The organism is Paracoccus sp. T5 (genome assembly GCF_048538155.2).
Lineage (GTDB): Bacteria > Pseudomonadota > Alphaproteobacteria > Rhodobacterales > Rhodobacteraceae > Paracoccus.
Genome location: NZ_JBLWIC020000002.1, coordinates 316,188 through 339,141, shown reverse-complemented (window position 1 = coordinate 339,141; position 22,954 = coordinate 316,188). Strand labels below are relative to the sequence as shown.

The 22,954-nt window shown below is 68.2% G+C and carries 20 protein-coding genes and 1 tRNA gene; 14 read left to right on the top strand and 7 right to left on the bottom strand.

Annotation, left to right across the window (positions count from 1 at the left end):
- Positions 1-17 precede the first annotated feature (17 nt).
- Both ACNR9W_RS17200 and ACNR9W_RS17195 read left to right on the top strand, forming a co-directional pair.
- On the top strand, positions 18-596 hold the full coding sequence (locus ACNR9W_RS17200; protein ID WP_419269502.1) for a methylenetetrahydrofolate reductase C-terminal domain-containing protein: 579 nt from the start codon (positions 18-20) through the stop codon (positions 594-596).
- Positions 593-1,600 carry a methylenetetrahydrofolate reductase gene (locus tag ACNR9W_RS17195; protein WP_419269503.1) on the top strand — a complete coding sequence of 336 codons (1,008 nt, stop codon included), beginning with the start codon at positions 593-595 and terminating at the stop codon, positions 1,598-1,600. Before ACNR9W_RS17200 ends, ACNR9W_RS17195 begins: the two co-directional genes overlap by 4 nt.
- Positions 1,601-1,756: 156 nt before the next feature.
- On the opposite strand, the gene ACNR9W_RS17190 is transcribed toward ACNR9W_RS17195, so the two are convergent.
- Positions 1,757-2,374 carry a helix-turn-helix transcriptional regulator gene (locus ACNR9W_RS17190; RefSeq protein WP_419269504.1) on the bottom strand — a complete coding sequence of 206 codons (618 nt, stop codon included), beginning with the start codon at positions 2,372-2,374 and terminating at the stop codon, positions 1,757-1,759.
- 139 nt (positions 2,375-2,513) lie between these two features.
- Here ACNR9W_RS17190 and ACNR9W_RS17185 point away from each other — a divergent pair, with 139 nt between their 5' ends.
- Positions 2,514-2,723 (top strand): hypothetical protein, encoded by a 210-nt coding sequence (locus tag ACNR9W_RS17185; RefSeq protein WP_419269505.1) that lies wholly within the window; start codon positions 2,514-2,516, stop codon positions 2,721-2,723.
- Between the two features lie 23 nt (positions 2,724-2,746).
- Positions 2,747-3,352, top strand: a complete 606-nt coding sequence (locus tag ACNR9W_RS17180; RefSeq protein ID WP_419269506.1) for an acyl-homoserine-lactone synthase — start codon at positions 2,747-2,749, stop codon at positions 3,350-3,352.
- Positions 3,353-3,355: 3 nt separating this feature from the next.
- On the opposite strand, the gene ACNR9W_RS17175 is transcribed toward ACNR9W_RS17180, so the two are convergent.
- From ACNR9W_RS17175 to ACNR9W_RS17165, 3 genes are read right to left on the bottom strand one after another with little or no spacing between them, the layout of a single operon-like run.
- Positions 3,356-4,867, bottom strand: coding sequence for a PhnE/PtxC family ABC transporter permease (locus ACNR9W_RS17175; RefSeq protein WP_419269507.1), 1,512 nt, complete (start codon positions 4,865-4,867; stop codon positions 3,356-3,358).
- Positions 4,857-5,516, bottom strand: coding sequence for an ATP-binding cassette domain-containing protein (locus ACNR9W_RS17170; RefSeq protein WP_419269508.1), 660 nt, complete (start codon positions 5,514-5,516; stop codon positions 4,857-4,859). Before ACNR9W_RS17170 ends, ACNR9W_RS17175 begins: the two co-directional genes overlap by 11 nt.
- A gap of 9 nt (positions 5,517-5,525) precedes the next feature.
- Positions 5,526-6,389, bottom strand: a complete 864-nt coding sequence (locus ACNR9W_RS17165) for a putative selenate ABC transporter substrate-binding protein (protein ID WP_419269509.1) — start codon at positions 6,387-6,389, stop codon at positions 5,526-5,528.
- Positions 6,390-6,639: 250 nt separating this feature from the next.
- Here ACNR9W_RS17165 and fdnG point away from each other — a divergent pair, with 250 nt between their 5' ends.
- The 6 genes from fdnG to selB are packed head-to-tail and all read left to right on the top strand — an operon-like array spanning position 6,640 to position 15,639.
- Positions 6,640-9,720: a formate dehydrogenase-N subunit alpha gene (fdnG, locus tag ACNR9W_RS17160; RefSeq protein WP_419269510.1), complete on the top strand. Its 3,081-nt coding sequence runs from the start codon at positions 6,640-6,642 to the stop codon at positions 9,718-9,720.
- Positions 9,717-10,712, top strand: a complete 996-nt coding sequence (gene fdxH, locus ACNR9W_RS17155; protein WP_419269511.1) for a formate dehydrogenase subunit beta — start codon at positions 9,717-9,719, stop codon at positions 10,710-10,712. The genes fdnG and fdxH overlap by 4 nt, the downstream gene beginning before the upstream one ends.
- The gene (locus ACNR9W_RS17150) at positions 10,712-11,401 is read left to right on the top strand and encodes a formate dehydrogenase subunit gamma (protein WP_419269512.1); all 690 of its coding nucleotides are present in this window, start codon (positions 10,712-10,714) and stop codon (positions 11,399-11,401) included. Before fdxH ends, ACNR9W_RS17150 begins: the two co-directional genes overlap by 1 nt.
- A gap of 55 nt (positions 11,402-11,456) precedes the next feature.
- Positions 11,457-12,371: a formate dehydrogenase accessory protein FdhE gene (gene fdhE / locus ACNR9W_RS17145; RefSeq protein ID WP_419269513.1), complete on the top strand. Its 915-nt coding sequence runs from the start codon at positions 11,457-11,459 to the stop codon at positions 12,369-12,371.
- Positions 12,371-13,741 carry an L-seryl-tRNA(Sec) selenium transferase gene (selA, locus tag ACNR9W_RS17140; protein WP_419269514.1) on the top strand — a complete coding sequence of 457 codons (1,371 nt, stop codon included), beginning with the start codon at positions 12,371-12,373 and terminating at the stop codon, positions 13,739-13,741. Before fdhE ends, selA begins: the two co-directional genes overlap by 1 nt.
- A complete protein-coding gene (gene selB, locus ACNR9W_RS17135; protein ID WP_419269515.1) occupies positions 13,738-15,639 on the top strand; it encodes a selenocysteine-specific translation elongation factor in 1,902 nt (633 codons plus the stop codon). The genes selA and selB overlap by 4 nt, the downstream gene beginning before the upstream one ends.
- On the opposite strand, the gene ACNR9W_RS17130 is transcribed toward selB, so the two are convergent.
- Positions 15,636-16,100 carry an Lrp/AsnC family transcriptional regulator gene (locus ACNR9W_RS17130; protein ID WP_419269516.1) on the bottom strand — a complete coding sequence of 155 codons (465 nt, stop codon included), beginning with the start codon at positions 16,098-16,100 and terminating at the stop codon, positions 15,636-15,638. The genes selB and ACNR9W_RS17130 overlap by 4 nt on opposite strands.
- Before the next feature lie 126 nt (positions 16,101-16,226).
- Here ACNR9W_RS17130 and putA point away from each other — a divergent pair, with 126 nt between their 5' ends.
- The 3 genes from putA to ACNR9W_RS17115 all read left to right on the top strand — a co-directional run bounded on the left by putA (position 16,227) and on the right by ACNR9W_RS17115 (position 20,200).
- A complete protein-coding gene (gene putA / locus ACNR9W_RS17125; protein ID WP_419269517.1) occupies positions 16,227-19,631 on the top strand; it encodes a bifunctional proline dehydrogenase/L-glutamate gamma-semialdehyde dehydrogenase PutA in 3,405 nt (1,134 codons plus the stop codon).
- Positions 19,632-19,702: 71 nt separating this feature from the next.
- Positions 19,703-19,798: transfer RNA gene (locus ACNR9W_RS17120), tRNA-Sec, on the top strand.
- Between the two features lie 24 nt (positions 19,799-19,822).
- Positions 19,823-20,200: a hypothetical protein gene (locus ACNR9W_RS17115; protein ID WP_419269518.1), complete on the top strand. Its 378-nt coding sequence runs from the start codon at positions 19,823-19,825 to the stop codon at positions 20,198-20,200.
- A gap of 1 nt (position 20,201) precedes the next feature.
- Here the strand turns inward: ACNR9W_RS17115 and ACNR9W_RS17110 are convergent, their stop codons facing one another.
- Positions 20,202-20,522 carry a hypothetical protein gene (locus ACNR9W_RS17110; protein WP_458478778.1) on the bottom strand — a complete coding sequence of 107 codons (321 nt, stop codon included), beginning with the start codon at positions 20,520-20,522 and terminating at the stop codon, positions 20,202-20,204.
- A gap of 56 nt (positions 20,523-20,578) precedes the next feature.
- Entirely contained in the window at positions 20,579-21,607 is a 1,029-nt protein-coding gene (locus tag ACNR9W_RS17105; RefSeq protein WP_419269520.1) for a tartrate dehydrogenase, read from the bottom strand.
- A gap of 112 nt (positions 21,608-21,719) precedes the next feature.
- Here ACNR9W_RS17105 and ACNR9W_RS17100 point away from each other — a divergent pair, with 112 nt between their 5' ends.
- Positions 21,720-22,898 (top strand): zinc-dependent alcohol dehydrogenase, encoded by a 1,179-nt coding sequence (locus ACNR9W_RS17100; protein ID WP_419269521.1) that lies wholly within the window; start codon positions 21,720-21,722, stop codon positions 22,896-22,898.
- The last annotated feature ends 56 nt before the right edge of the window (positions 22,899-22,954 follow it).

Sequence of the window (22,954 nt, the reverse complement as noted above, 5' to 3'; positions counted from 1 at the left end):
AGGACCAGGCTTGACCCATGTATCGCATCCGTCTTTTCGCCATCCGCCACGCACGGGCCTTTGAATGGTTCTATACCCGGTTCGAATCCGCCCTAGTCGCGCTGGACCCGCTGTTCCGGCGGATCGGCTACGACCGGCTTGAACGTCCCGTCGCCGCCGTCGAGAAGGCGACAAAGGGGCTGCTGTTCGACTGCCGGATGTGCGGCCAGTGCGTGCTGTCCTCGACGGGCATGTCCTGTCCGATGAACTGTCCCAAGAACCTGCGCAACGGCCCCTGCGGCGGCGTGCGGCCCGGTGGCTTCTGCGAGGTCAAGCCGCAGATGCGCTGCGTCTGGGTGCTGGCCTGGGACGGCGCGGCGCGCATGCAGGGCGGCAGCAAGATCCATGACGTGCAGCCGCCGGTGAACCGCAGCCTTGAAGGCTCCTCCTCCTGGTTGCGGGTGGCGCGGGAAAAGGCGGCGCGACCGGGGGGACCGTCTGACGCGCCGCGCAACACGATCGCACGGGCCTTTCCGACCGCGCGCGCCCATGAACCGGCCGCGGCACCGCTGGCGCCCGAGCCGCCTTCCGCCAGCCACAGGGGGAACAGGCATTGACCGACAGCACCCAGACCGACTTTGCGCGCTGGCAGCCCAGCTATGACCAGCCGCCCCCGGGGCACGTGTCGGGCAGCCGCCTTGAACGGGTGCTGCGCAAGGGGCATTTTGCGGTCACGGCCGAGTTGAACCCGCCCGACAGCGCGGACCCGGCCGACGTGTTCGAGGCGGCGCGCCCGCTGGCCGAGGTGGCCGACGCCATCAACGCGACCGACGCGTCAGGCGCGAACTGCCACATGTCCTCGATCGGCATCTCGGCTCTGCTGACGCGCGCGGGCATGGGCACGGTCTACCAGATTTCGTGCCGCGACCGGAACCGGATCGCCATTCAGGGCGACGTCCTAGGCGCGGCGGCCATGGGTGTGCGCAACGTGCTGTGCCTGACAGGCGACGGCGTCGGCGTGGGTGACCAGCCCGGCGCGCGTCCGGTCTTTGATCTGGATTCGATCTCGCTTCTGCGCACGATCCGCACCATGCGCGACGATGGCGTGTTCCTGTCGGGGCGCCGGATCAGCAGTCCGCCCCGCATGTTCCTGGGGGCTGCGGAAAACCCCTGCATCGCGCCGCTGGACTGGCGGCCCGACCGGCTGGCGAAAAAGGTCGAGGCGGGGGCGGATTTCATCCAGACCAACTACATCTTCGACATTCCGGTCTTTGAACGATTCATGGCCCGTGTCCGTGATCTGGGCTTGGAACAGCGCGTCTTCATCCTGGCAGGCGTCGGCCCCTTGGCCTCGGCCAAGGCGGCGCGCTGGATGCGCAACAACGTTCCCGGCGTTCATATCCCCGATGCGGTGATCACGCGAATGGAAGGGGCCACCGATCAGGGCGAGGAGGGCAAGCGCATCTGCATCGAGCTGATCCAGCAGATCCGCCAGATCGCCGGCGTCAGCGGCGTGCATGTCATGGCCTATCGCCGCGAGCATCTGGTGTCCGAGATCATCGCGCAGTCGGGCGTGCGCGACGATCGCATGACCCTCCCCGCGGATGCGGTTCGGGCCTGACCGACAGGACCAGCGCGGGCGCGTCGGCAGCGTCCAAGCGGAGTTTCCTCGGCTGAGCGTGGCCGGGTCATGGCCGCCGGTCCGGCCAAGCGGTTGCTCAGCCAGCGGTCAAACCAGCACCGACGGCGCGGAAAACCCTATGGCCAAAAGGCCATATTACAGATAGTTGCGGGCAACGGCGATGGCGACGGCCTGGGTGCGGGTCTTGGCGCCCAGCTTGCTGCAGGCCTTGACCGCGCGTTGCTTGACGGTGGATTCCGCGATGCCCAGCTGGGTGGCGGTGTCCAGCTGTCCCAGCCCGTCGCGAAAGCACCGCAGCACGTCCAGTTCCGCCGGCGTCAGCGCGGCGCGGTTCAGCACGAGGTCGGTCCACAGCTGGAACCTGGCGCTGCAATGGGCGATCTCGGCATCGGTGAATTCCCGGTCCGGATGCGACAGCGTCAGGAAGGACCGCTTGCCGGCCACCTTGCGCGAGATGGCGACCCCGTAATTCAGCCGGAACCGCCGGGCGGCCGACATCACGCCGCGCAGGTCGGGGATGCGCACCTCGGACCAGCGCGCCGCGCCGTCATGGGTCATGGTCCACATCGCAATCGGGTCGCCGAAGAAATAGTTCCTGTCCTCATAGATCCCCCGCCAAGCGTCCGGGTAGGCGTTGAACAGGTGTTCCGGCCCCTTGTAGGTCAGGTTGAAGCCCATGATCCACCCGGTCGGCGCCAGCGCATGCATCTGGGCGATCTCTTCGTCGAAATTGGGGATCAGGTCGGTGAGCATGGGTTCCTCTTGCGCCGCACGAGACAAGTTATGCCTTTTCGGACATGCTGAAAAGACAGGTTGCTCCGATTTGGCACGACAAACGCCGCGGACGGGAGCATCCCGTTAAGACCTTTCTGTTAATCAAAGGAGCACGCAGATGGTATCTGGAATCAGGGAGCCGAAGCTGGCCACCGCCGAATTCAGCCGCGACATGGTCGAAACCATGCTGACCTATTTCGACGCTTATGCCGAAGAGGGCGTCCTGAAGGTCGAGGTGACGTCCTGGGGATTGTGGCTGCCCAACAAGGTCACCGGGGGACGCCAGTTCCTGGGGCTGGCGAAGCTGCCGGAAGGTTATCGGCAGTGAGCGGCGCGATGACAGGACATGACATGGCGCGCGTGCAGGTGGAACTGATCAGCCTGCCGCGCGATATGGCCCGGTTCGACCTGGTCACGAGCTTTCTCAAGCTGCGCAAGCAGATCTTCGTCGACCGGATGGCCTGGCCGCTTCACCACGCCGAGGGCATCGAGTTCGAGCAGTACGACACCTATGACACCGCCTATGTCATCGCGCATCGCGACGGGCAGGCGGTCGGCGGCGCGCGGCTGAAACGCACGGACAAGTCCCTGGGCGACGGGGCGGTCGTCTATTCCTACATGATCCGCGACGCCCATCTGGGGCTGCTGCCGGGAATGCCGACGAACCTGTGCCATGACGAGCCGCCCGTCGATCCCCAGGCCTGGGAGCTGACGCGCTTTGCCGCCCTTCCTCTGCCGGGTCTGGCCGAGCAGATCCTGGAGGTGGCGAACGACTACCTGCACCGGGTGGGCGCGTCGGAATGCCTGTTCCTGGGGCCACCGGCCTTCCTGCGCATGGCCTCGCGCCTCGGCTGGACGCCGCAGCCCCTGGGCGACCTGGTGTCGAACGACGACGGCAAGTTCCTGGCCTTTTCCTGTGCGGTGCGCCAGCCGGCCGCCCAAGTGGCCCTGCACTAGGCGCTAGCAGCCGGTCGCCTGGCGGGCCCTCACGGCCTGCCGGCTGTCCGACATCCGCAACGATGCCGCGCCAAGCCTGGCGCGGATCGCACGTGACAGCGCATCGACCCCGACCGTCACCAGCCCGGTGGCGGCAAGGATCACGACTGCCCGGTCGATCCGCAGCTCTCCGATGGCGTCGTCCAGATAGAAGCCCAGGGTGGCGATGCCCAGAATGCCCATGATCGCGGATTCGCGGATGATGATCTCCCACCGGTACAGGCAGAGCGCCAGGAAGTTGCCGAAGAGGCGCGGCACGATCTCCCATCCCCATAGGGTCAGCCCGCGCGGCGCATCGGGCCGCAGCGCCAGCGTCGCCGCCTGGCGGCCCAGAAGATGCCCGATGATCGCCCCGTTGTGCAGCCCAAGCGCCAGAATCGCCGGCAGCATAGACGGTCCGAAGACCTGCAGGAACAGATAGGCCAGCATGTATTCGGGAAAGGACCGCAGGATCACCAGCAGCAGATGCCCTGCGGCGGCGCCCGCGCGCCCGGTCACGCGCGGCACGATCACCGCCTGCCCCAGAAAGGCCACCGCCCCCGCCAGGATCAGCGCCAGCTGCGCCACCACCAGCGTGGCCAGCAGCCCCGGCAGGATCGCCCCGCCCAGCAGGTTGCCAAGCCAGGGCAGCAGCCCCGCCGGATCGCCCTGACGCAGGGGTGCCGGCACGATGTCGGACAGGAACCGCCACAGCGCCCCCTGCCCCATCGGCGGCGATTGCACCGTCGTCAGCATCATCACGGCCGCGGCCAGCCAGGGGATCACCAGCCTTGGGCGCATCCACAGCCGGACGGTCGCGATCAGCGCGATATAGACCGCCATCACCGCGCCCGCCGCGCCGTAGTCGCCCTGTCGGAAAAAGCTGTCCAGCTGGAAGCCGAGCGTCGGCAGCCCGATGAAGCCCAGCACCGCCGAGGAGCGCAGCCCGCATTCCAGCCGATAAAGGGCATAGTTCACCATCTCGGGCCGGGCCAGAGGGATGCGCGTCCACAGGAAACGCGTCAGCGGGTCGGCGCGCGGCCCCAGCAAGGCGGCCGGGCGGGGATCGGCCTCGTCCAGGATCTCGGACAGGACCTTGGCGAAGATCCCGGCATAGGGCAGTGCGATGGCCAGGATGCCCGACCAGACGCTGATCCCGAAGACCTGCAGCAGCAGCAGCGCCCAGAAGAGCTCATGGACCGAGCGCAGGGCAATCGCCAGCCCCCGCACAGCCCGCAGTCGGTAGAAGGGCGCAAAACAGAGCCCCGCAAGGCCGCCCAAGGCCACGCCCACCATGGCAAAGGCCAGGGTCAGGGCGACGGCGCGGGCGATCTGTTCGATGGCACCAAACTCGGGCGTCAGGAAACCGCGCCCCATGCGGGCCAGCGCCGCCCAAGGGTCGTGGCCCGCGACGGCCAGGTCCGCCAGCGGCAGGCACAGCAGGGCGACGGCCAGGAACCCGGCGACGATGCCAAGGCGCGAGAGGCTAGCGCCCATAGAGCGCCTCGATCCGCGCTGCATCCAGTTCCGCCACCGGCAGGTCGAACAGGAACGCGCCGTCCCGCAGCCCGATGACGCGGGTGGCAAAGGCGCGGGCGATGGCCACGTCATGAAGGGCCAGAACAGCGGTCGGGAAGGCGCTGCGGATCACCCCGGCCAGAAGCTCGGCCTGGCGCGGATCGACAGCGGACAGCGGCTCGTCCCCCAGGATGACATCGCCGCCCCGATGAAGCGCGCGCGCCAGGGCGACGCGCTGCTTCTGTCCGCCCGACAGGCCCTCGACCGCGCGGGGCGCCTCGGGCCGCAGGCCGACGCGGTCCAGCGCCTCCAGCGCCGCATCGCGGTCGGCCGGGCGGGGGCGGATCAGCGTGCGCAGGTTGTAAAGCGCCCCGTGATCGTCCAGCCGTCCCATCAGCACGTTGCGCAGGGCATTCAGCTGCGGGACCAGCGCGGTGTCCTGCGGCACCAGCGCCACCCGCAGGCCGCGCGCCAGAATCGCCTCCCTCAGCGCCGCCAGCAGCGTCGACTTGCCCGAGCCGCTGCGCCCCAGCAGGGCCAGCCGCTCTCCCGGCGCGACATTAAGACGCACGCCCTGAAGGACCGTGGTCCCGCCATAGCCCAGATCGGCGCCGTCCAGCAGCTGCATGGACAGGTCTCACTCCAGCAGGTCAAGCTGACGCGCGACCTCCTCGATCGGGGCATAATCCCCGTTCGCGGCCGGAATGAAGGCCTGGCGCGGAAAGGCCGCCAGCAGGTCGGGATCGTCCATGCCGACCAGCGCCGCCTGCACGCGATCGGCAAAACCCTCGCCCCACCGCGCATCCACGTCACCGCGGATGGTCCAGTTGTAGTCGGGATAAGGCGGCGTCTGCCAGATGACCTTTGCCGTCTCCACCTCGGGGGCACCATCGGCAACTGCCTGATCATAGACGGCAAAATTCAGCGCACCGACCTGCCACGCGCCCGAGGCGACCAGCCGCAGCGTCTGGCTGTGATCGCCCGAGAAGCCCACGCGGTCGAAGAACTCCTCCGGCGCCTCTCCGGTATTCTCGCGGATCGCGTGTTCCGGCATCAGCCGCCCCGAGGTCGAGGTCTTGGCGCCGAAGGTGAAGGTCATCCCGCGGGCGGCCTCGGGGAAATCCTCGGACCGCTCCAGCCCGGTATCGGTATGGGCGATGAAATAGCTGACGAACTGCGTGTCCTCATCACCCTGCGCGATGGCGCGGGCGCCCGGCACCAGAAGCCGCGCCTGCACACCCGACAGGCCGCCGAACCAGGCCAACTGCACCTGGTCGTTGCGGAAGGCGGTGACGGCGGCGGGATAGGACTTCACCGGGACGAACTTGACGGGCACATCCAGCTCCTCCGACAGGTACTCCGCGACGGCGCTGAAACGCTCAGTCAGGCGCGTCTCGTCCTCGTCCGGGATGGCGGAAAAATACAGGGTATCCTGCGCCTTGGCTGCACCGGACAGGGCAACGGAGGCAGCAAGAAGCGCAGCGAGAAAACGAACGGTCATGTGTAAGGAACCTGTTGCGGTGGGACGGGACATGCGGAAGGCGGACCCCGCTGGCCGGGCCTCGCGCCGTGTCGTCAAGCCCCCGCGTCGCGGCGGAACCGATCGGCCCGAGCGCGCCCGGCGCATCGGCTTGTCGGGCCCTTCTAGCAAGCCCCGGCCCCAAGGCGCAAGCGGCCGCATCTTGACTTAGCGTGCGTGGCGGCGGACGATATGGTTGTACCTATCTATTCGACAGGCAGAGGGGGTCCCCATGAATATCGACCTTTCGCGCCGCGGCTTTCTGAGGCTTGCGGGTGCGGGGGTTGCGGCAACGTCGCTTGGAGCCATGGGCTTCGGCGAGGCCGAGGCAGCCGAGGCGGCGCAGGTGCGCACCTTCCGGCTGGCCACGACAACGGAAACGCGCAACACCTGCCCCTATTGCTCGGTCGCCTGCGGGATCATCATGTATTCCAAGGGTGACGTGAAGGCCGGCGAGACTGCCGAGCTCTTGCACATCGAGGGCGATGCCGATCACCCGACGAACCGCGGCACGCTGTGCCCCAAGGGCGCCGCGCTGAAGGATTTCGTCCATGCGCCCACGCGCCTGACGCATCCGCGCATCCGCAAGCCGGGCAGCGACCGCTTCGAGGAGATCACCTGGGACGCGGCGCTGGACCGGATCGCCCGCGCCATGAAGGATGATCGCGACGCGAATTTCATCGCCACCAACGAGGCGGGTGTTCCCGTCAACCGCTGGACGACGACGGGATTCCTGGCGGCCTCGGCCTCGACCAATGAAACCGCATGGCTGACCTACAAGACGGTCCGCTCCATGGGGATCGTCGGCTTCGACAACCAGGCGCGCGTCTGACACGGCCCCACGGTGTCCAGTTTGGGCCCGACCTTCGGCCGCGGTGCGATGACGAACGCATGGACCGACATCAAGAATACCGACCTTGTCATCGTCATGGGTGGCAATGCCGCTGAAGCGCATCCCTGCGGCTTCAAATGGGTGACGGAGGCCAAGGCGCATCGTGGCGCCAAGCTGATCGTGGTCGATCCGCGCTATACCCGCACCGCATCGGTGGCGGATTACTATGCGCCGATCCGCCCCGGCAGCGACATCGCCTTCCTGATGGGGGCGATCCGCTGGTGCATGGAAAACGACAAGGTCCACTGGGACTATGTCCGCGCCTTCACCAATGCCAGCTTCCTGGTCCGCGAGGACTTTGGCTGGTCCGACGGGCTGTTCACCGGCTATGACGAGGAAAAGCGCGACTTCGACAAGAGCAGCTGGGATTACCAGATCGGCGAGGACGGCTTTGCGCTGCGCGACCCGACGCTGGAGGACCCTCGCTGCGTCTGGCAGATGCTGAAGAAGCATGTCGATGTCTACACGCCAGAATTCGTCGAGAACATCACCGGCACGCCGCGCGACAAGTTCCTGACCGTCTGCCAGATGATCGGCGAGACCTCGGCGCCCGACCGGACCATGACCTCGATGTACGCGCTTGGCTGGACCCAGCATTCCAAGGGCGCCCAGAACATCCGCGGCATGGCGATGCTGCAGCTGATCCTGGGCAATATCGGCGTCCGCGGCGGCGGGATGAACGCGTTGCGCGGGCATTCCAACATCCAGGGCCTGACCGATATCGGCCTGATGTCGAACCTGATCCCGGGATACCTGAACATCCCGACGGAAAAGGAAACGGACTGGGAGACCTACCTGTCCACGCGGACCTTCAAGCCGCTGCAGCCGGGCCAGACCAGCTATTGGCAGAACTATCCCAAGTTCATGGTCAGCTTCCTCAAGGCGATGTGGGGCGATGCCGCCACGGCCGAGAATGACTGGGCCTATGAATACCTGCCCAAGCTGGATGTCCCCGCCTACGACATCCTGCGCATGTTCGAGCTGATGAACCATGACCGGGTGAACCTGTATTTCTGCCAGGGCTTCAACCCGATGCTGTCCATCCCCAACCGGGAAAAGGTCACGCGCGGGCTGTCCAGGCTGAAGATGCTGGTGGTCATGGACCCCTTGTCCACGGAAACCTCGCATTTCTGGCAGAACCACGGCGCGCATAACGACGTGGACACCGCCAGCATCCAGACCGAGGTGCTGGAGCTGCCCACGACCTGCTTTGCCGAGGACGAGGGCGCGCTGGTCAACTCGGGCCGCTGGCTGCAATGGCACTGGCCGGGCGCGACCCCGCCGGGCGAGGCCAAGTACGACACCTGGATCATGGCGCAGATCTTCCTGCGGGTGCGCGAGCTCTATCGCCAGGAAGGCGGGGCCTTCCCGGACCCGATCCTGAACCTGACCTGGAACTATGCCGATCCCGACGAACCCTCGCCCGAGGAACTGGCGCGCGAGATGAACGGCCGTGCGCTGGCGGATCTGACCGATCCGGCGACGGGCGCGCCGGTGCTTCAGGCGGGCCAGCAGGTGTCCAGCTTTGGCCAGCTGCGCGACGACGGGACGACCATGGCGGGCTGCTGGATCTATGCCGGCAGCTGGACCGAGGACGGCAACATGATGGCGCGCCGGGACAATTCCGATCCCGACGACACCGGCATGTTCCTGAACTGGTCCTTTGCCTGGCCGGCGAACAGGCGCATCCTCTACAACCGCGCCTCGGCCGATCTTCAGGGCAAGCCCTGGGATCCAAGCCGCAAGCTGATCGAGTGGAACGGCGAGCGGTGGGTGGGCTATGACGTCCCCGACATCTCGCCCACCGCTCCGCCGGACGTGGTCGGGCCCTTCATCATGAACCAGGAAGGGGTCTCGCGCCTCTTCAGCCGGGGCATGATGCGGGACGGGCCCTTCCCGACCCATATGGAGCCTTTCGAAAGCCCGATGGCCAACGTGTTCAACCCGCGCATGCGCGGGAACCCGGTGGCGCGGATGTTCGAGAGCGACGTGGGCCGGCTCGGCTCCAGCGACGAGTTCCCCTTTGTCGCCACCTCCTATCGCCTGACCGAGCATTTCCACTATTGGACCAAGCACAACCCGGTGAACGCCGCGTTGCAGCCCGAGTTCTTCGTGGAGATCAGCGAGGAACTGGCGGCGGAACGGGGCATCGCCAAGGGCGGGCGCGTCAGGGTCTGGAGCAAGCGCGGCCAGGTCTGGGCCAAGGCGGTCGTGACCAAGCGGATCCGCCCGATGACCTGCGACGGCAAGATCGTCCATGTCGTGGGCATTCCCCTGCACTGGGGCTTCATGGGTGCCGCCAAGAAGGGGTGGGGGCCGAACAGCCTGACGCCCTTCGTGGGTGACGCCAATGTGGACACGCCCGAATTCAAGGCCTTCCTGGTCAACATCGAACCCGCAGCAGAGGAGCCGGTCGCATGAAGGATATCGCCACCGCCCCCACGACCGCGGCGTCGAACCCGCCGGTCCAGCCGACCGAGGCCTATTACAATGCGGGCGACATCGTCCGCATCTCGGCCACGCGCAACGTTCCTGCGCCCGAACGGCAGCTGACCAAGCTGGCCAAGCTGATCGATGTGTCCAAGTGCATCGGCTGCAAGGCCTGCCAGTCCGCCTGCATCGAATGGAACCAGACCCATCCCGATGTGGAGGAAAACGTGGGGGTCTATGAAAACCCCCACGACCTGACGCCGAACATGTTCACCCTGATGCGGTTCTCCGAATGGGTGAACCCCGAGACGGACGATCTGGAATGGCTGATCCGCAAGGACGGCTGCATGCATTGCGAGGATCCGGGCTGCCTCAAGGCCTGCCCGGCGCCCGGCGCCATCGTGCAGTATTCGAATGGCATCGTCGATTTCGTTCAGGAAAACTGCATCGGCTGCGGCTATTGCCTGACCGGATGCCCATTCAACATCCCGCGCATCAGCCAGGTCGACCACAAGAGCTACAAGTGCACCCTGTGTTCCGACCGTATTGCAGTGGGACAGGGCCCGGCCTGCGCCAAGGCCTGCCCCACCCAGGCCATCGTCTTTGGCACCAAGGATGACATGAAAGCCCATGCCGCCGAACGGATCGAGGACCTGAAGTCACGCGGATACGAAAATGCCGGCCTGTACGACCCGGCGGGCGTGGGGGGCACCCATGTGATGTATGTCCTGCATCACGCCGACAAGCCGCAGATCTACAACGATCTGGAGGAAAATCCCCGCATCTCGCCCATCGTCGAGGGCTGGAAGGGTGTCACCAAGACCGCGGGCCTGGCCGTCATCGGCCTGGCCGCGATCGGGGCGACGCTGCACGGCCTCTTCGCCCGCGGAAACGAGGTCGAGGAGCATGACGAACAGGCCGCCGATACCCTGGTGAAGGGACGCCTGTCCGACGATGATCCGCATCACGGGGGGCAGGTCTGATGGCGCCGCGCCCCTACTACTCGGAACGCGGGGATCGCATCGACAGCACGGCGCCGGTGACGGTCAGTCGGTATCGCGGCTTTACCCGCGCGAACCACTGGCTGACCGCGCTGTGCCTGATCGTGCTGGCCCTGTCCGGGCTGGCCCTGTTCGACCCGTCGCTGTATTTCCTCACCGGTCTCTTCGGCGGCGGGCAGACGACGCGCTGGCTGCATCCCATCGTCGGCGTGGTGCTGTTCCTCAGCTTCATGCTGCTGTTCGTCAAGCTGTGGCGCCTGAACATGCCCAAGCCCGAGGACACGACCTGGGTCACCCGGATCGGCGATGTCGTGAAGGGCAACGAGGATGCGCTGCCCGAACTGGGCAAGTACAACCCGGGCCAGAAGTTCGTCTTCTGGGCGATGACCGGGCTGATCGTCCTGCTGATCGTCACCGGTGTCCTGATCTGGCAGCAGGTCGTGGGCCATCTGGTCAGCGTTCCGGTGCGCCGGGTGGCCGTCCTGCTTCATGCCATCTCGGCTGTGCTGATCCTGCTGGTCTTCATCCTGCATGTCTATGCGGCGGTCTGGACACGCGGCACGCTGCGCGCCATGACGCGGGGTACGGTCACCGGCGGATGGGCATGGCGGCACCACCGCAAATGGCTGCGAGAGATCGCCAGCCGCGACAACAAGGGACCGGCAGAGTAATCTGCCGGCCATCACACGCCGACATCCCCAGTGGCCGGTCGGCCCGGAGAGCGACATGACCACCACCATCCAACCCGATCCCACGGCCATCGGCGGCGTCCCCAAGGCGCCGCTTGCCTTTTTGCCGGACCCCGCTCGCCTGTTCGCGACCCGCGCCGCGCGGCTAGAGTTCCTGGCCGGCAGCGGCAGCAACCTTGGCCCCTATCTGCGTTTCCTCGCGGGCCTCGCGGCGCTTCAGGCGCGGCTGGCGGGCGATCTGCCCAAGGTCACGGGGGTGTCCGCGGACCGGATCAGGCTGGCCCGCGAAAGCCGGATGCCGCCCATCGACCGCCCCAGACTGGCCGCCGATCCCGACCTTCATGACGTTCTGGACCGCGTGCTGGCCGAGGCTGCGGGCCTGGACATGCCCGAACCTGCGCGCCTGGCGTTGTCGGCCGTCACGGCCGCGCCCCTGGCCGACCGCCATTGGCTGCTGGAGAACATCCTGACCGATCAGGTGCCGCAGGACAGCGTCGCCCCGCATCTGTTCGCGGCCGTCGCGGTCCAGTTGCACCTGTCGCGCTTGGCCGCCACTTTGGACGCAAAGCAGCTGGTGCCGATCCGCGCCGGCGTCTGTCCGTCCTGCGGCGGCCGGCCTGCCACGTCCAGCGTCATCGGTCTGGGCGGGCTGGACGGCGTCCGCTATGCGGCCTGCGCCTGCTGCCAGACCCAGTGGAACGAGGTCCGGCTGACCTGCCTCTGCTGCGGGTCGACCAAGGGGATCAGCTATCGCAGCGTCGAGACGATCGAGGCGACCGTCCGCGCCGAGGTCTGTTCGGAATGCGACAGCTGGGTCAAGATCCTCTACCAGAACCGCAACCACAGCCTGGAACCCTTGGCCGACGACGTGGCCAGCTTGGGCCTGGATCTGATGATGGCCGAGACCGACAAGCGCCGCGGCGGCTTCAACCCCTTCCTGACCGGCTATTGATGTCCGAATACCGCGCCCTGCCCTCGGTCGACCAGCTGCTGACCGCCCTGCCGGACCTGATCGACCGCCATGGCCGCCAGCCGGTCACCGACGCCGCGCGGCTGCGCCTTGATGCGGCCCGGCAGGCGATCCGTGAAGGCGCCCGAGGCGCGGCCGAGGCGGCGCGCCTGCCGCATCTGCTGGCGGCCGATCTGGCCGCCGCCGCCGTCACCCAGTTGCGGCCGATCCTGAACCTGACCGGCACCGTCCTTCACACCAACCTGGGTCGCGCGATCCTGGCGGAGGAGGCCATTGCCGCGGCCAGCGCCGCGATGGCCGCGCCCCTTGCGCTGGAATTCGACCTGACGACCGGCGGGCGCGGCCAGCGCGACGACCACCTGCGCGGCCTTCTGTGCGACCTGACGGGGGCCGAGGATGCGACGATCCTCAACAACAACGCCGCTGCCGTCCTGATCGCGCTGAACACCTTTGGCCAAGGGCGCGAGGCCATCGTGTCCCGCGGGGAGCTGATCGAGATCGGCGGCGCCTTCCGCATGCCCGACATCATGTCCCGCGCCGGCACGCGGCTGGTCGAGGTGGGAACGACGAACCGCACTCATCCCCGCGACTATCGAGACGCAATCTCGGACCAAACCGGGCTGATCCTCAAGGTCCATACCTCGAACTACCGCATCGAGGGCTTCACGGCAGAGGTTCCGGCCCCCGACCTTGCCCAGATCGCGCGGGACGCCGGCGTGGTCCTGATGAACGACCTGGGCGCGGGCAGCTTGGTCGACCTGTCGCACTGGGGCCTGCGTCGCGAACCGACCGTGGCCGGGGCAGTGGCCGAGGGCGCGGATCTTGTCACCTTCTCGGGGGACAAGCTGCTGGGCGGGCCGCAGGCGGGGTTCATCGTCGGGCGCCGCGACCTGATCGCGCAGATCAACAGGAACCCCCTGAAACGCGCCCTCCGCCTCGACAAGATCCGCATCGCCGCGCTGGAGGCGACGCTGCGCCTTTACCGCGACCCCGACCGGCTGGCAGAACGCCTGCCGGTGCTGCGGATGCTGTCTCGGCCCAAGGACGAGATTGCGCAGCAGGCCGCGCGCCTGGCGCCGCTGGTCAGGGATCTGCTGGCACCGCATGGCTTTGACGCGCAGGTGGCCGATTGCGCCAGCCAGATCGGGTCGGGCGCTCTGCCCACCGACACCATCCCCTCGGCCGGGCTGCGGCTGACGGGTGCCGGCGGCGATGCGCCGGATCGGCTGGCGGCGCGGCTGCGGTCCCTGCCCCGGCCGATCATCGGCCACATTCACGCCGGCGCGCTGATGCTGGACCTGCGCTGCCTGGCCTCGGACGATCAGCTGCTGACGGCACTGGCGGACCTATGATCGTCGGCACGGCGGGACATATCGACCACGGCAAGACCGCGCTGGTCAAGGCGCTGACCGGCACCGATGCCGACCGGCTGGCCGAGGAAAAGGCCCGCGGCATCACCATCGACCTGGGCTTTGCCTATGCCGATCTGGGCGGCGGCGGGATCACGGGCTTTGTCGATGTGCCGGGCCATGAACGCCTGATCCACACGATGCTGGCCGGCGCGGGCGGGATCGACCTGGCGCTGCTGGTCGTGGCGGCCGATGACGGGGTGATGCCGCAGACGGCCGAGCATCTGGCGATCCTCGACCTTTTGGGGCTGTCGCGGGGGCTGGTCGTGCTGAGCAAGGCCGATCTTGCCGACATCCCGCGTCGGGCCGAGCTCGCAAGCCAGATCCGTCGCGCGCTGGAAGGCAGCCGGCTGGCGGATGCTCCGATCCTCCCGGTCTCCACCCTCACGGGCGAGGGGCTGGACGATCTGCGCGCGGCGCTGGCCGCAGCCGAAGGCGCGACGGCGCGGCGGCAGGCGGATGGTCTGTTCCGGATGGCCGTCGACCGCAGCTTTACCCTTCAAGGTGCCGGGACCGTGGTGACCGGCACGGTGCTGAGCGGCCGCGTGGCGGTGGGGGACCTGGTCACCGTCAGCCCCTCCGGCCTGCCGGCCCGCGTGCGCGGCATCCATGCCCAGAACCGCGCGGCGACCGAGGGGCAGGCCGGGCAGCGCTGCGCCCTGAACCTGGCCGGCGAGGCCATTGCCAAAAGCGCGATCCACCGGGGCGACATCGTGCTGACGCCCCAGCTGCATGCGCCCACGGCCCGCATCGATGCGCGGCTTTCGGTCCTGCCGGCCGAGCCCCGTCCCGTCGGCACCTGGTTTCCCGCCCGCCTGCACAGCCACGCGACCGAGGTTGGCGCCCGCATCGTGCCCCTGGGCGACCCCATCGCCCCCGGAGAGGCCGGGCCGGTGCAGATCGTGCTGGACCGCCCGATCGCCGCCGCCATCGGCGACCGCTTCATCCTGCGCGACGTCTCGGCCAGCCGGACCATCGGCGGCGGCCGCTTTCTGGACCTGCGGCCCCCGGCCCGCAAGCGTCGGACGCCCGAGCGGCTGGCCCTGATCGAGGCCGCCCGCCCGTTACACCCTGCCCGCGCGCTGACCACCATGCTGCAGGTTGCCCCTGTGGCGCTGGCGGGCTTTGCCCGCGACCGCAGCCTGACGCCGGAGCAGGCAGGCGCCGCCTTGGCAGAGGCGGGGGCGACGACCGTCGCGGGACTGGCGCTGTCGCAGGACCAGCTGGAGCAGCTGTGCCGGGACGTCGAGGCGCAGCTGTCGCAGTTCCATGAGGCCAATCCCGATCTGCCCGGTCTGGGGCGGGAACGCCTGCGCCTGGCGCTGACCCCGCGCCTGCCGCAGGACGCCTTCCTGGCCCTCCTGCGCCAGCAGGTGGCGGCGGGCCGGGTGGTCATGGACGGCGCCTTCCTGCGCCTGCCCGGCCACGAGGTCCGCCTGACCCCGGAGGACGAGGCGTTGTGGGAACGCATCCGCCCTGCCCTGCTGGGTGAGCTGCAGTTCCGCCCGCCCCGCGTGCGCGATTTCGCGACGGAACTGGCCCAGGACGAACGGGAGATCCGCCGCCTGCTGAAGCTGACGCAAAAGCTGGGCCGCACCGACCAGATCGCCCATGACCACTTCTTCGCTCGGGAGGTCACGGCCCGGATGGTCGCCATCCTGCGGGATGTGGCCGCGCAGACGGAGGACGGCTGGTTCACCGCGCCCGCGTTCCGGGACCGGGTGCAGAACGGCCGCAAGGTCGCGATCGAGATCCTGGACTTCTTCGACCGGCACGGCGTCACCCTGCGCCGGGGTGACCTGCGGCGGCTGAACCCGCACCGGCTGGACCTGTTCGGCTAGAGGCTGGCGCCGCCCTGCTCGACCACCGCCTCCATCGCGACATAGCTGGAGGTCGCGTTGACATGCGGCAGGGACGAGATCTTCTCGGCCATGATGCGCCGGTAATCGGCCATGTCGCGCGAGCGCACCTTCAGCAGGTAATCGAAGCCGCCGGCGATCATGTAGCATTCCTCGACCTCGGGAATGGTGCGGACGGCGGCGTTGAAGGCCTCCAGCGCCTTCTGCCGGGTGTCGGTCATGCGCACCTCGACATAGGTGACATGGGTCAGGCCAAGCCGCACCGGCGACAGGATCGCGCGATAGCCGGTGATCAGCCCCGCCTCCTCCAGCTGGCGGATGCGCAGGGCCACGGGCGTCTTGGACAGGCCCACCTTGCGGGCCAGTTCGGTGACGGGGATGCGCGCATTGGCCGTCAGCTCGGCCAGGATGCGGCGGTTGGTGGGATCAAGAAGTTCGGTCACGGTCTGGGATACCGCCTGAAAATGGTGATGCGGCCTACATCCTGCACCTCAAATGGTCACATCGTCCAGACCCGCTGCGGTATCCTGTGCGCAAATTCGACCATCCGGACCGCCGAAGGGGACGCCATGACCGCTCTTGATTCCGCCGCCAAGTTCCAGCCCGAAGGCCCCCTTCTGGCCCGCCTGATCGCCGAGGCCGGCCTGTCCGACCAGACCCGTGCCCGCATCAGCGCACGGGCCGCCGACTTGATCCGCCGCATCCGCGCCCAGTCCAAGCCCACGATGATGGAGCTGATGCTGGGCGAATACGGCCTGTCCACGCGTGAGGGCGTGGCGCTGATGTGCCTGGCCGAGGCGATGCTGCGCGTCCCCGACCGGGCCACCATCGATGCGCTGATCGAGGACAAGATCGCGCCCTCGGACTGGGGACGCCACTTGGGCGAAAGCGCCTCCAGCCTGGTAAACGCTTCGACCTGGGCGCTGATGCTGACGGGCCGCGTGCTGGACGATCCGCAGCCGGGACTGGCCGGCACCCTGCGCGGCGCGATCCGCCGCCTTGGAGAGCCGGTGATCCGCACCGCCGTCACCCGCGCCATGCGCGAGATGGGCCGCCAGTTCGTCCTGGGCCAGACCATCGAGGCCGCGCTGGAACGTGCGAAGGGGCAGGAGGCCAAGGGCTATTCCTACAGCTACGACATGCTGGGCGAGGCGGCCATGACGGCCGAGGATGCCGCCCGCTATGCCAGCGAATACCGCAAGGCGATCGCCGCCATCGCGGGATCCTGCGACAAGGGATCGGTCGCGCGCAACCCCGGCATCTCGATCAAGCTGTCGGCCCTGCATCCCCGCTATGAGGTCGCGCACGAGGATCGCGTCCTGGCGGAACTGGTGCCGGTCGTGCGCGAGCTGGCGCGGCAGGCCAAGAGCGCCGACATGGGCCTGAACATCGATGCCGAGGAACAGGACCGTCTGGCCCTGTCGCTGAAGGTGATCGAGGCCGTGCTGTCGGACCCGGCGCTGGCGGGCTGGGACGGCTTCGGGATCGTGGTCCAGGCCTATGGCAAGCGCGCGGGCGCGGTCATCGACCGGCTGCACGACATGGCCACGCGCCATGACCGCCGCATCATGGTCCGCCTGGTCAAGGGCGCCTATTGGGACACCGAGATCAAGCGCGCCCAGGTCGAGGGATTTGCGGACTTTCCGCTGTTCACCAGCAAGACGGCGACCGATGTCAGCTATGTCGCGCTGGCCCGCAAGCTGCTGTCGATGTCCGACCGGATCTATCCGCAGTTCGCGACCCACAACGCCCATTCCGTGGCCGCCGTGCTGGAGATGGCGGGCGACACGCCCTTCGAATTCCAGCGCCTGCACGGCATGGGCGAACGGCTGCACGACATCGTCCTGAAGGACCAGGGCACGCGCTGCCGCATCTATGCGCCGGTGGGGGCGCATCGGGACCTGCTGGCCTATCTTGTCCGCCGCCTGCTGGAGAACGGCGCCAATTCCAGCTTCGTCAACCAGATCGTCGACGAGGAGGTGATCCCCGAGGAGATCGCCCGCGATCCGTTCGAGGCGCTGGCCACCGCCCACGCGCCCGCCGCGCTGCTGGCCCCGCAGGCCATCTATGGCGCGGGCAGGAGCAACTCCCGCGGCTTCGACCTTGCGGCCGAGGACGTGCTGCAACAGATCTTTGCGGCGCGCGAAGGTGCCGTAGAGGACGCCGCGCCGCTGGTCCATGATCAGGCCGCCCCTTCGGGCGCAGCGCCGTCGCCCGTGACGAACCCCGCTACCGGCGCAGCCATCGCGCAGGTCACGGAGGCCGACGCGGCGACCGTCGCCCATGCCATCGCCGCCGCTGCCCCCTGGACCGCCCCCGCCCGTGAACGCGCCGCGACTCTGCGACGGGCCGCAGACCTCTACGAGGCTGATTTCGGCCCGATCTTCGGCATCCTGGCGCGCGAGGCCGGCAAGACACTGAACGATGCCGTGGCCGAGCTGCGCGAGGCGGTGGATTTCCTGCGCTATTACGCCCAGCAGGGCGAGGGCAGCGACCAGGCCCCGCGCGGCATCATCGCCGCGATCAGCCCCTGGAACTTTCCCTTGGCGATCTTCACCGGCCAGATCGCGGCCGCGCTGATGGCCGGCAATGCGGTGCTGGCAAAGCCCGCGGAACAGACACCACTGATCGCCGCCCATGCCGTGCACCTGCTGCACCGGGCGGGCGTGCCGACCAGCGCGCTGCAGCTGCTGCCGGGCGACGGCGGCACGGTCGGCGCGGCGCTGACCCGCGACCCGCGCATCAAGGGCGTGGTCTTCACCGGCGGCACCGACACGGCCCGGCTGATCGCCACCAGCATGGCCCGGCACATGGAACCGGGCACGCCGCTGATCGCCGAAACCGGCGGCCTGAACGCGATGATCGTGGACAGCACCGCCCTGCCCGAGCAGGCGGTGCGCGACATCGTCGCCTCCAGCTTCCGCTCGGCCGGTCAGCGATGCTCGGCCCTGCGTTGCCTCTATGTGCAGGAGGACGTGGCCCCGCATGTCATCCGCATGATCCAGGGCGCGATGGACCAGCTGCGCGTGGGCGATCCCTGGGATCTGGCCACCGATGTGGGTCCGGTCATCGATGCCGAGGCGCGGGAGGGGATCCGGGCCTATCTGGACCAGCACCGCGACCGCATCCTGCACCAGCTGGACGTTCCGGCGACCGGGCACTTCGTGCCGCCGACCCTGATGCGGGTGGCGGGGATCGAGGACCTGGAGCGCGAGATCTTTGGCCCCGTCCTGCATGTCGCGACCTACCGGGCGCGGGACCTGGACCGGGTCGTGGCGGCGATCAACGCACGCGGCTATGGGCTGACCTTCGGCCTGCACACGCGCATCGACAGCCGCGTGCAGGAGGTGACCGAGGCAGTGCATGTCGGCAACATCTATGTGAACCGCAACCAGGTGGGCGCGACCGTGGGCAGCCAGCCCTTTGGAGGCGAGGGCCTGTCGGGGACCGGGCCCAAGGCGGGGGGGCCACTCTACCTGCCGCGGTTCTTTGCACCTGAACAGCCGACGGCCAAACCGACGCCGTGGCCATCGAAGGACGATACCAGCCGACTGACCCGCGCCCTGTCGACGCCGCCCGCCGCCCCTGCCCCAAGCGAGCAGCTGATGCCTGGCCCCACCGGAGAGCTGAACCGGCTGCAGATCCTGGCACGTGGCCCGATCCTCTGCATGGGTCCCGGTGCCGATGCCACTCGCGCACAGGTTGCCGCGGTCACGGCGGGCGGGGGCCAGCCGGTGGCGGCCGAAGGCGCCCTGGACCCGCAGGCGCTGACATCGCTGCAGGGGGTGACGGGCGTCCTCTGGTGGGGCGATGCTGAGACCGGGCGGGCGCTGTCCGCGGCGCTGGCGGAACGCCCGGGGCCGATCGTTCCGCTGATCAATGCCCTGCCCGATGCCGGATACCTGTGCCATGAACGCCATCTCTGCGTGGACACCACGGCGGCGGGCGGCAACGCTGCGCTGCTGGCAGGCTGACAGCAGGCCCCGGCCTTGCCATCCCTGCGCGCCCGGTCCATCAACGGACCGGGCGCTTGTCTTGCGTCCGTGGAAGGGATTCGTCCCCGGTGGGGCGGCCGGACTTCAAATCCGGTTGGGGCAGCGAGCCTGTCCCGGGTGGGTTCGACTCCCATTCCCTTCCGCCAATCGGACAATGATCACAGGCCCTGATGACCCCGCACGCAACCGATTTCGACGAATGGCTGGCCGAGACCTGGGAGCAGACCGCCTCGGGCGACGGCTTCACGATGCTGCTGGTGCTGATCGGTCTGGGCAGCGGCCGGGTGGACATCCTGCGATCCGCCCATCTGCACGTCATCGGCGATGATCTGGACTGGCCGGGGCTTGTCGCACATCTTGAGGGCGCGCAGGTGTCGTGGGACGCAGTGGCCCTTTATCGTGCCGGACGCGAGGGGCTGGTGCCGGATGATCTGGCAGGCAGCCGGTTGGCGTCGCTGGTCAAGGCGCTGCAGGGCGACCGGACCCTGCTGCGCGACGCCGAATTCCTGAACCGCGACGGGTTGCGGCTCCGCCTGGACGAGGCCTAGGTCAGCACTCGGGAACAGGTTCCGCGCTGCCCCTCAGGTCCAGCCCCCGGGCGGTCGGCGGCTGCCAGGTGGGTGAATCCGGCACGGCGCCTTGGGTATTCGTTCCCAGCTGCGACCCGCCCGTGCCGCCGGTCCAGCCGGTCGTGCCGGTGTTCTCGGGTGCCGTGCCGTCCTCGGACGGATCGGGTTGGGTGGCGGGCTGGGCCTGGGTATCGGCGGTCGGACATTCCGGCGCCTCGCTCAGCCGGGAGTCCTGGGCCGCGGCCGGCACCGACAGCCCGACCAGCAGCGCCAGCGCCAGGGGGGAAAGGGAACGCAACATGAGGGGCCTCGCAGGTTTTGCTCTGGAGCAACGCCGCCACCCACTGCCGGTTCCTGTCACGCCAGTGCCCTCAGCACCGCGTCGGTGATCGCGTTGGTCCGGTCGCGGCCAGGAACGGTCCCGACGCCCTTCGCGGTCACGACCTCCATCGCGGCCATCATCCGGGCGGCAGGGTCGGCCTGGCCCAGATGCTCCAGCATCATCGCGGCCGACCAGATGGCCGCCATCGGGTTGGCAATTCCCTTGTCCGCGATGTCGGGGGCCGAGCCATGCACCGGTTCGAACATCGAGGGGGCGCTGCGATCCGGGTTGATATTGGCCGAGGCCGCAAAGCCCAGGCCGCCCTGGATCGCCGCCCCAAGGTCGGTCAGGATGTCCCCGAACAGGTTCGACGCCACGACCACGTCCAGGCTTTCGGGCGCCATCACCATCCGCGCGCACATGGCATCGATGTGATAGCGGCTCACCGTCACGTCCGGATATTCACCCGCCAGCCGGTCGGTGATCTCGTCCCAGAAGACCATCGTGTGGCGCTGTGCGTTCGATTTCGTGACCGAGGCCAGCTGCCCGCGCCGCCCGCGCGCCTGTTCGAAGGCAAAGCGCAGAATGCGCTCGACCCCGGTGCGGGTGAAGACCGAGGTCTCGACGGCCACCTCGTCCGGCGTGCCCTGGTGGACGCGACCGCCGGCGCCGGAATATTCGCCCTCGGTGTTCTCGCGGATGCAGAGGATGTCGAAGTCCTGGGTCTTCAGCGGCCCCTCGACGCCCGGCAGCAGGCGATGGGGGCGGATGTTGGCGTATTGGACAAAGGCCTTGCGGATCGGCAGCAGCAGCCCGTGCAACGACACGCTGTCGGGAACGCGCGCGGGCCAGCCCACCGCCCCCAGCAAAATTGCGTCGAAGCCGCGCAGGGTATCGATCCCGTCCTCGGGCATCATCCGCCCATGGGCCAGGTAATGGTCGCAGGACCAGGGGAAGGTCTCTGTCTCCAGCGCCGCCCCGGCCGCGCGCGCCACGGCGATGGCGGCCTCGGTCACGGGTACGCCGATGCCGTCTCCGGGGATGAGGGCGATGCGGTGGGTCATGGGAGCCTCCTTGTTGGTGGGGTCGGGCTAGCGCGCCCTGCCCCGCGTCACAAGCGGGAACAATATCCTGCGGTCCCGGTTCATCCACCCAATTCGGACGATGGAGGCTTTGATGAAGGCACTGACATGGCACGGCAAGGGCGACATCCGGCACGAGACGGTCGACGACCCCCGCATCGAGGAACCCGATGACATCATCATCAAGGTGACCGCCTGCGCCATCTGCGGGTCCGACCTGCACCTGATGGACGGCTGCATGCCGACGATGGAGTCGGGCGACGTCCTGGGCCACGAAACCATGGGCGAGGTGGTCGAGACGGGCTCGGGCCACAGCAAGTTCAAGCAGGGCGACAAGGTCGTCGTTCCCTTCAACTTGGCCTGTGGGCAGTGCTTCTTCTGCCAGAAGCAGCTCTATTCGCTCTGCGACCGCTCGAACCGCAATGCCGAAATGGCGGCAAAGGTGATGGGCCAGTCGCCCTCGGGCCTGTTCGGTTATTCCCATATGCTGGGGGGCTATTCCGGTGGCCAAGCCGATTATCTGCGCGTGCCTTATGGCAGCGTGGGTCCCATCGCGGTCCCGCAGGGGATGGACGATGAGGAGGTGCTGTTCCTGTCTGACATCCTGCCGACCGGCTGGATGGCGGCCGAGCACGCGAATATCCAGCCCGGTGACACCGTGGCGATCTGGGGCTGCGGGCCCGTCGGTCAGATGGCGATCCTTTCGGCCTGGCTGCAAGGTGCGGGCCGGGTGATTGCCATTGACAAGGTGCCCGAGCGTCTGGCCATGGCCCGCGACAAGGGCCGCGCCGAGACCATCGATTTCAGCGAAACGGATGTCTACGACGCGCTGATGGAGATGACCGGTGGCCGCGGCCCCGACAGCTGCATCGATTGCGTGGGCACCGAGGCCGCGCCGGATTCCGGGCTGATGGCGCGGGTGGACCGGGTCAAGCAGGCGCTCTACCTGGGCACCGACCGCCCCGACGTGCTGCGCGAGATCATCATGTGTTGCCGCAAGGGAGGAACGCTCTCGATCCCGGGAGTTTATATCGGCGTCGTGGACAAGCTGCCGATGGGCGCGCTGATGAACAAGGGCCTGACCCTGCGCACCGGCCAGACCCATTGCCAGCGCTACCTGCCCCACCTGCTGAACCTGATCCAGGAGGGCGAGATCGACACCACCTTCCTGATCACCCACCGTGCCGACCTGTCCGAAGGACCCGAGCTTTACAAGAAGTTCCGGGACAAGGACGACGGCTGCATCAAGGTCGTGCTGCGCCCGAACGGCTGACGCCGCGCAACCGATTTGAACAAGCCGGCCGGGCGGGAACATAACCCCGACCGCCC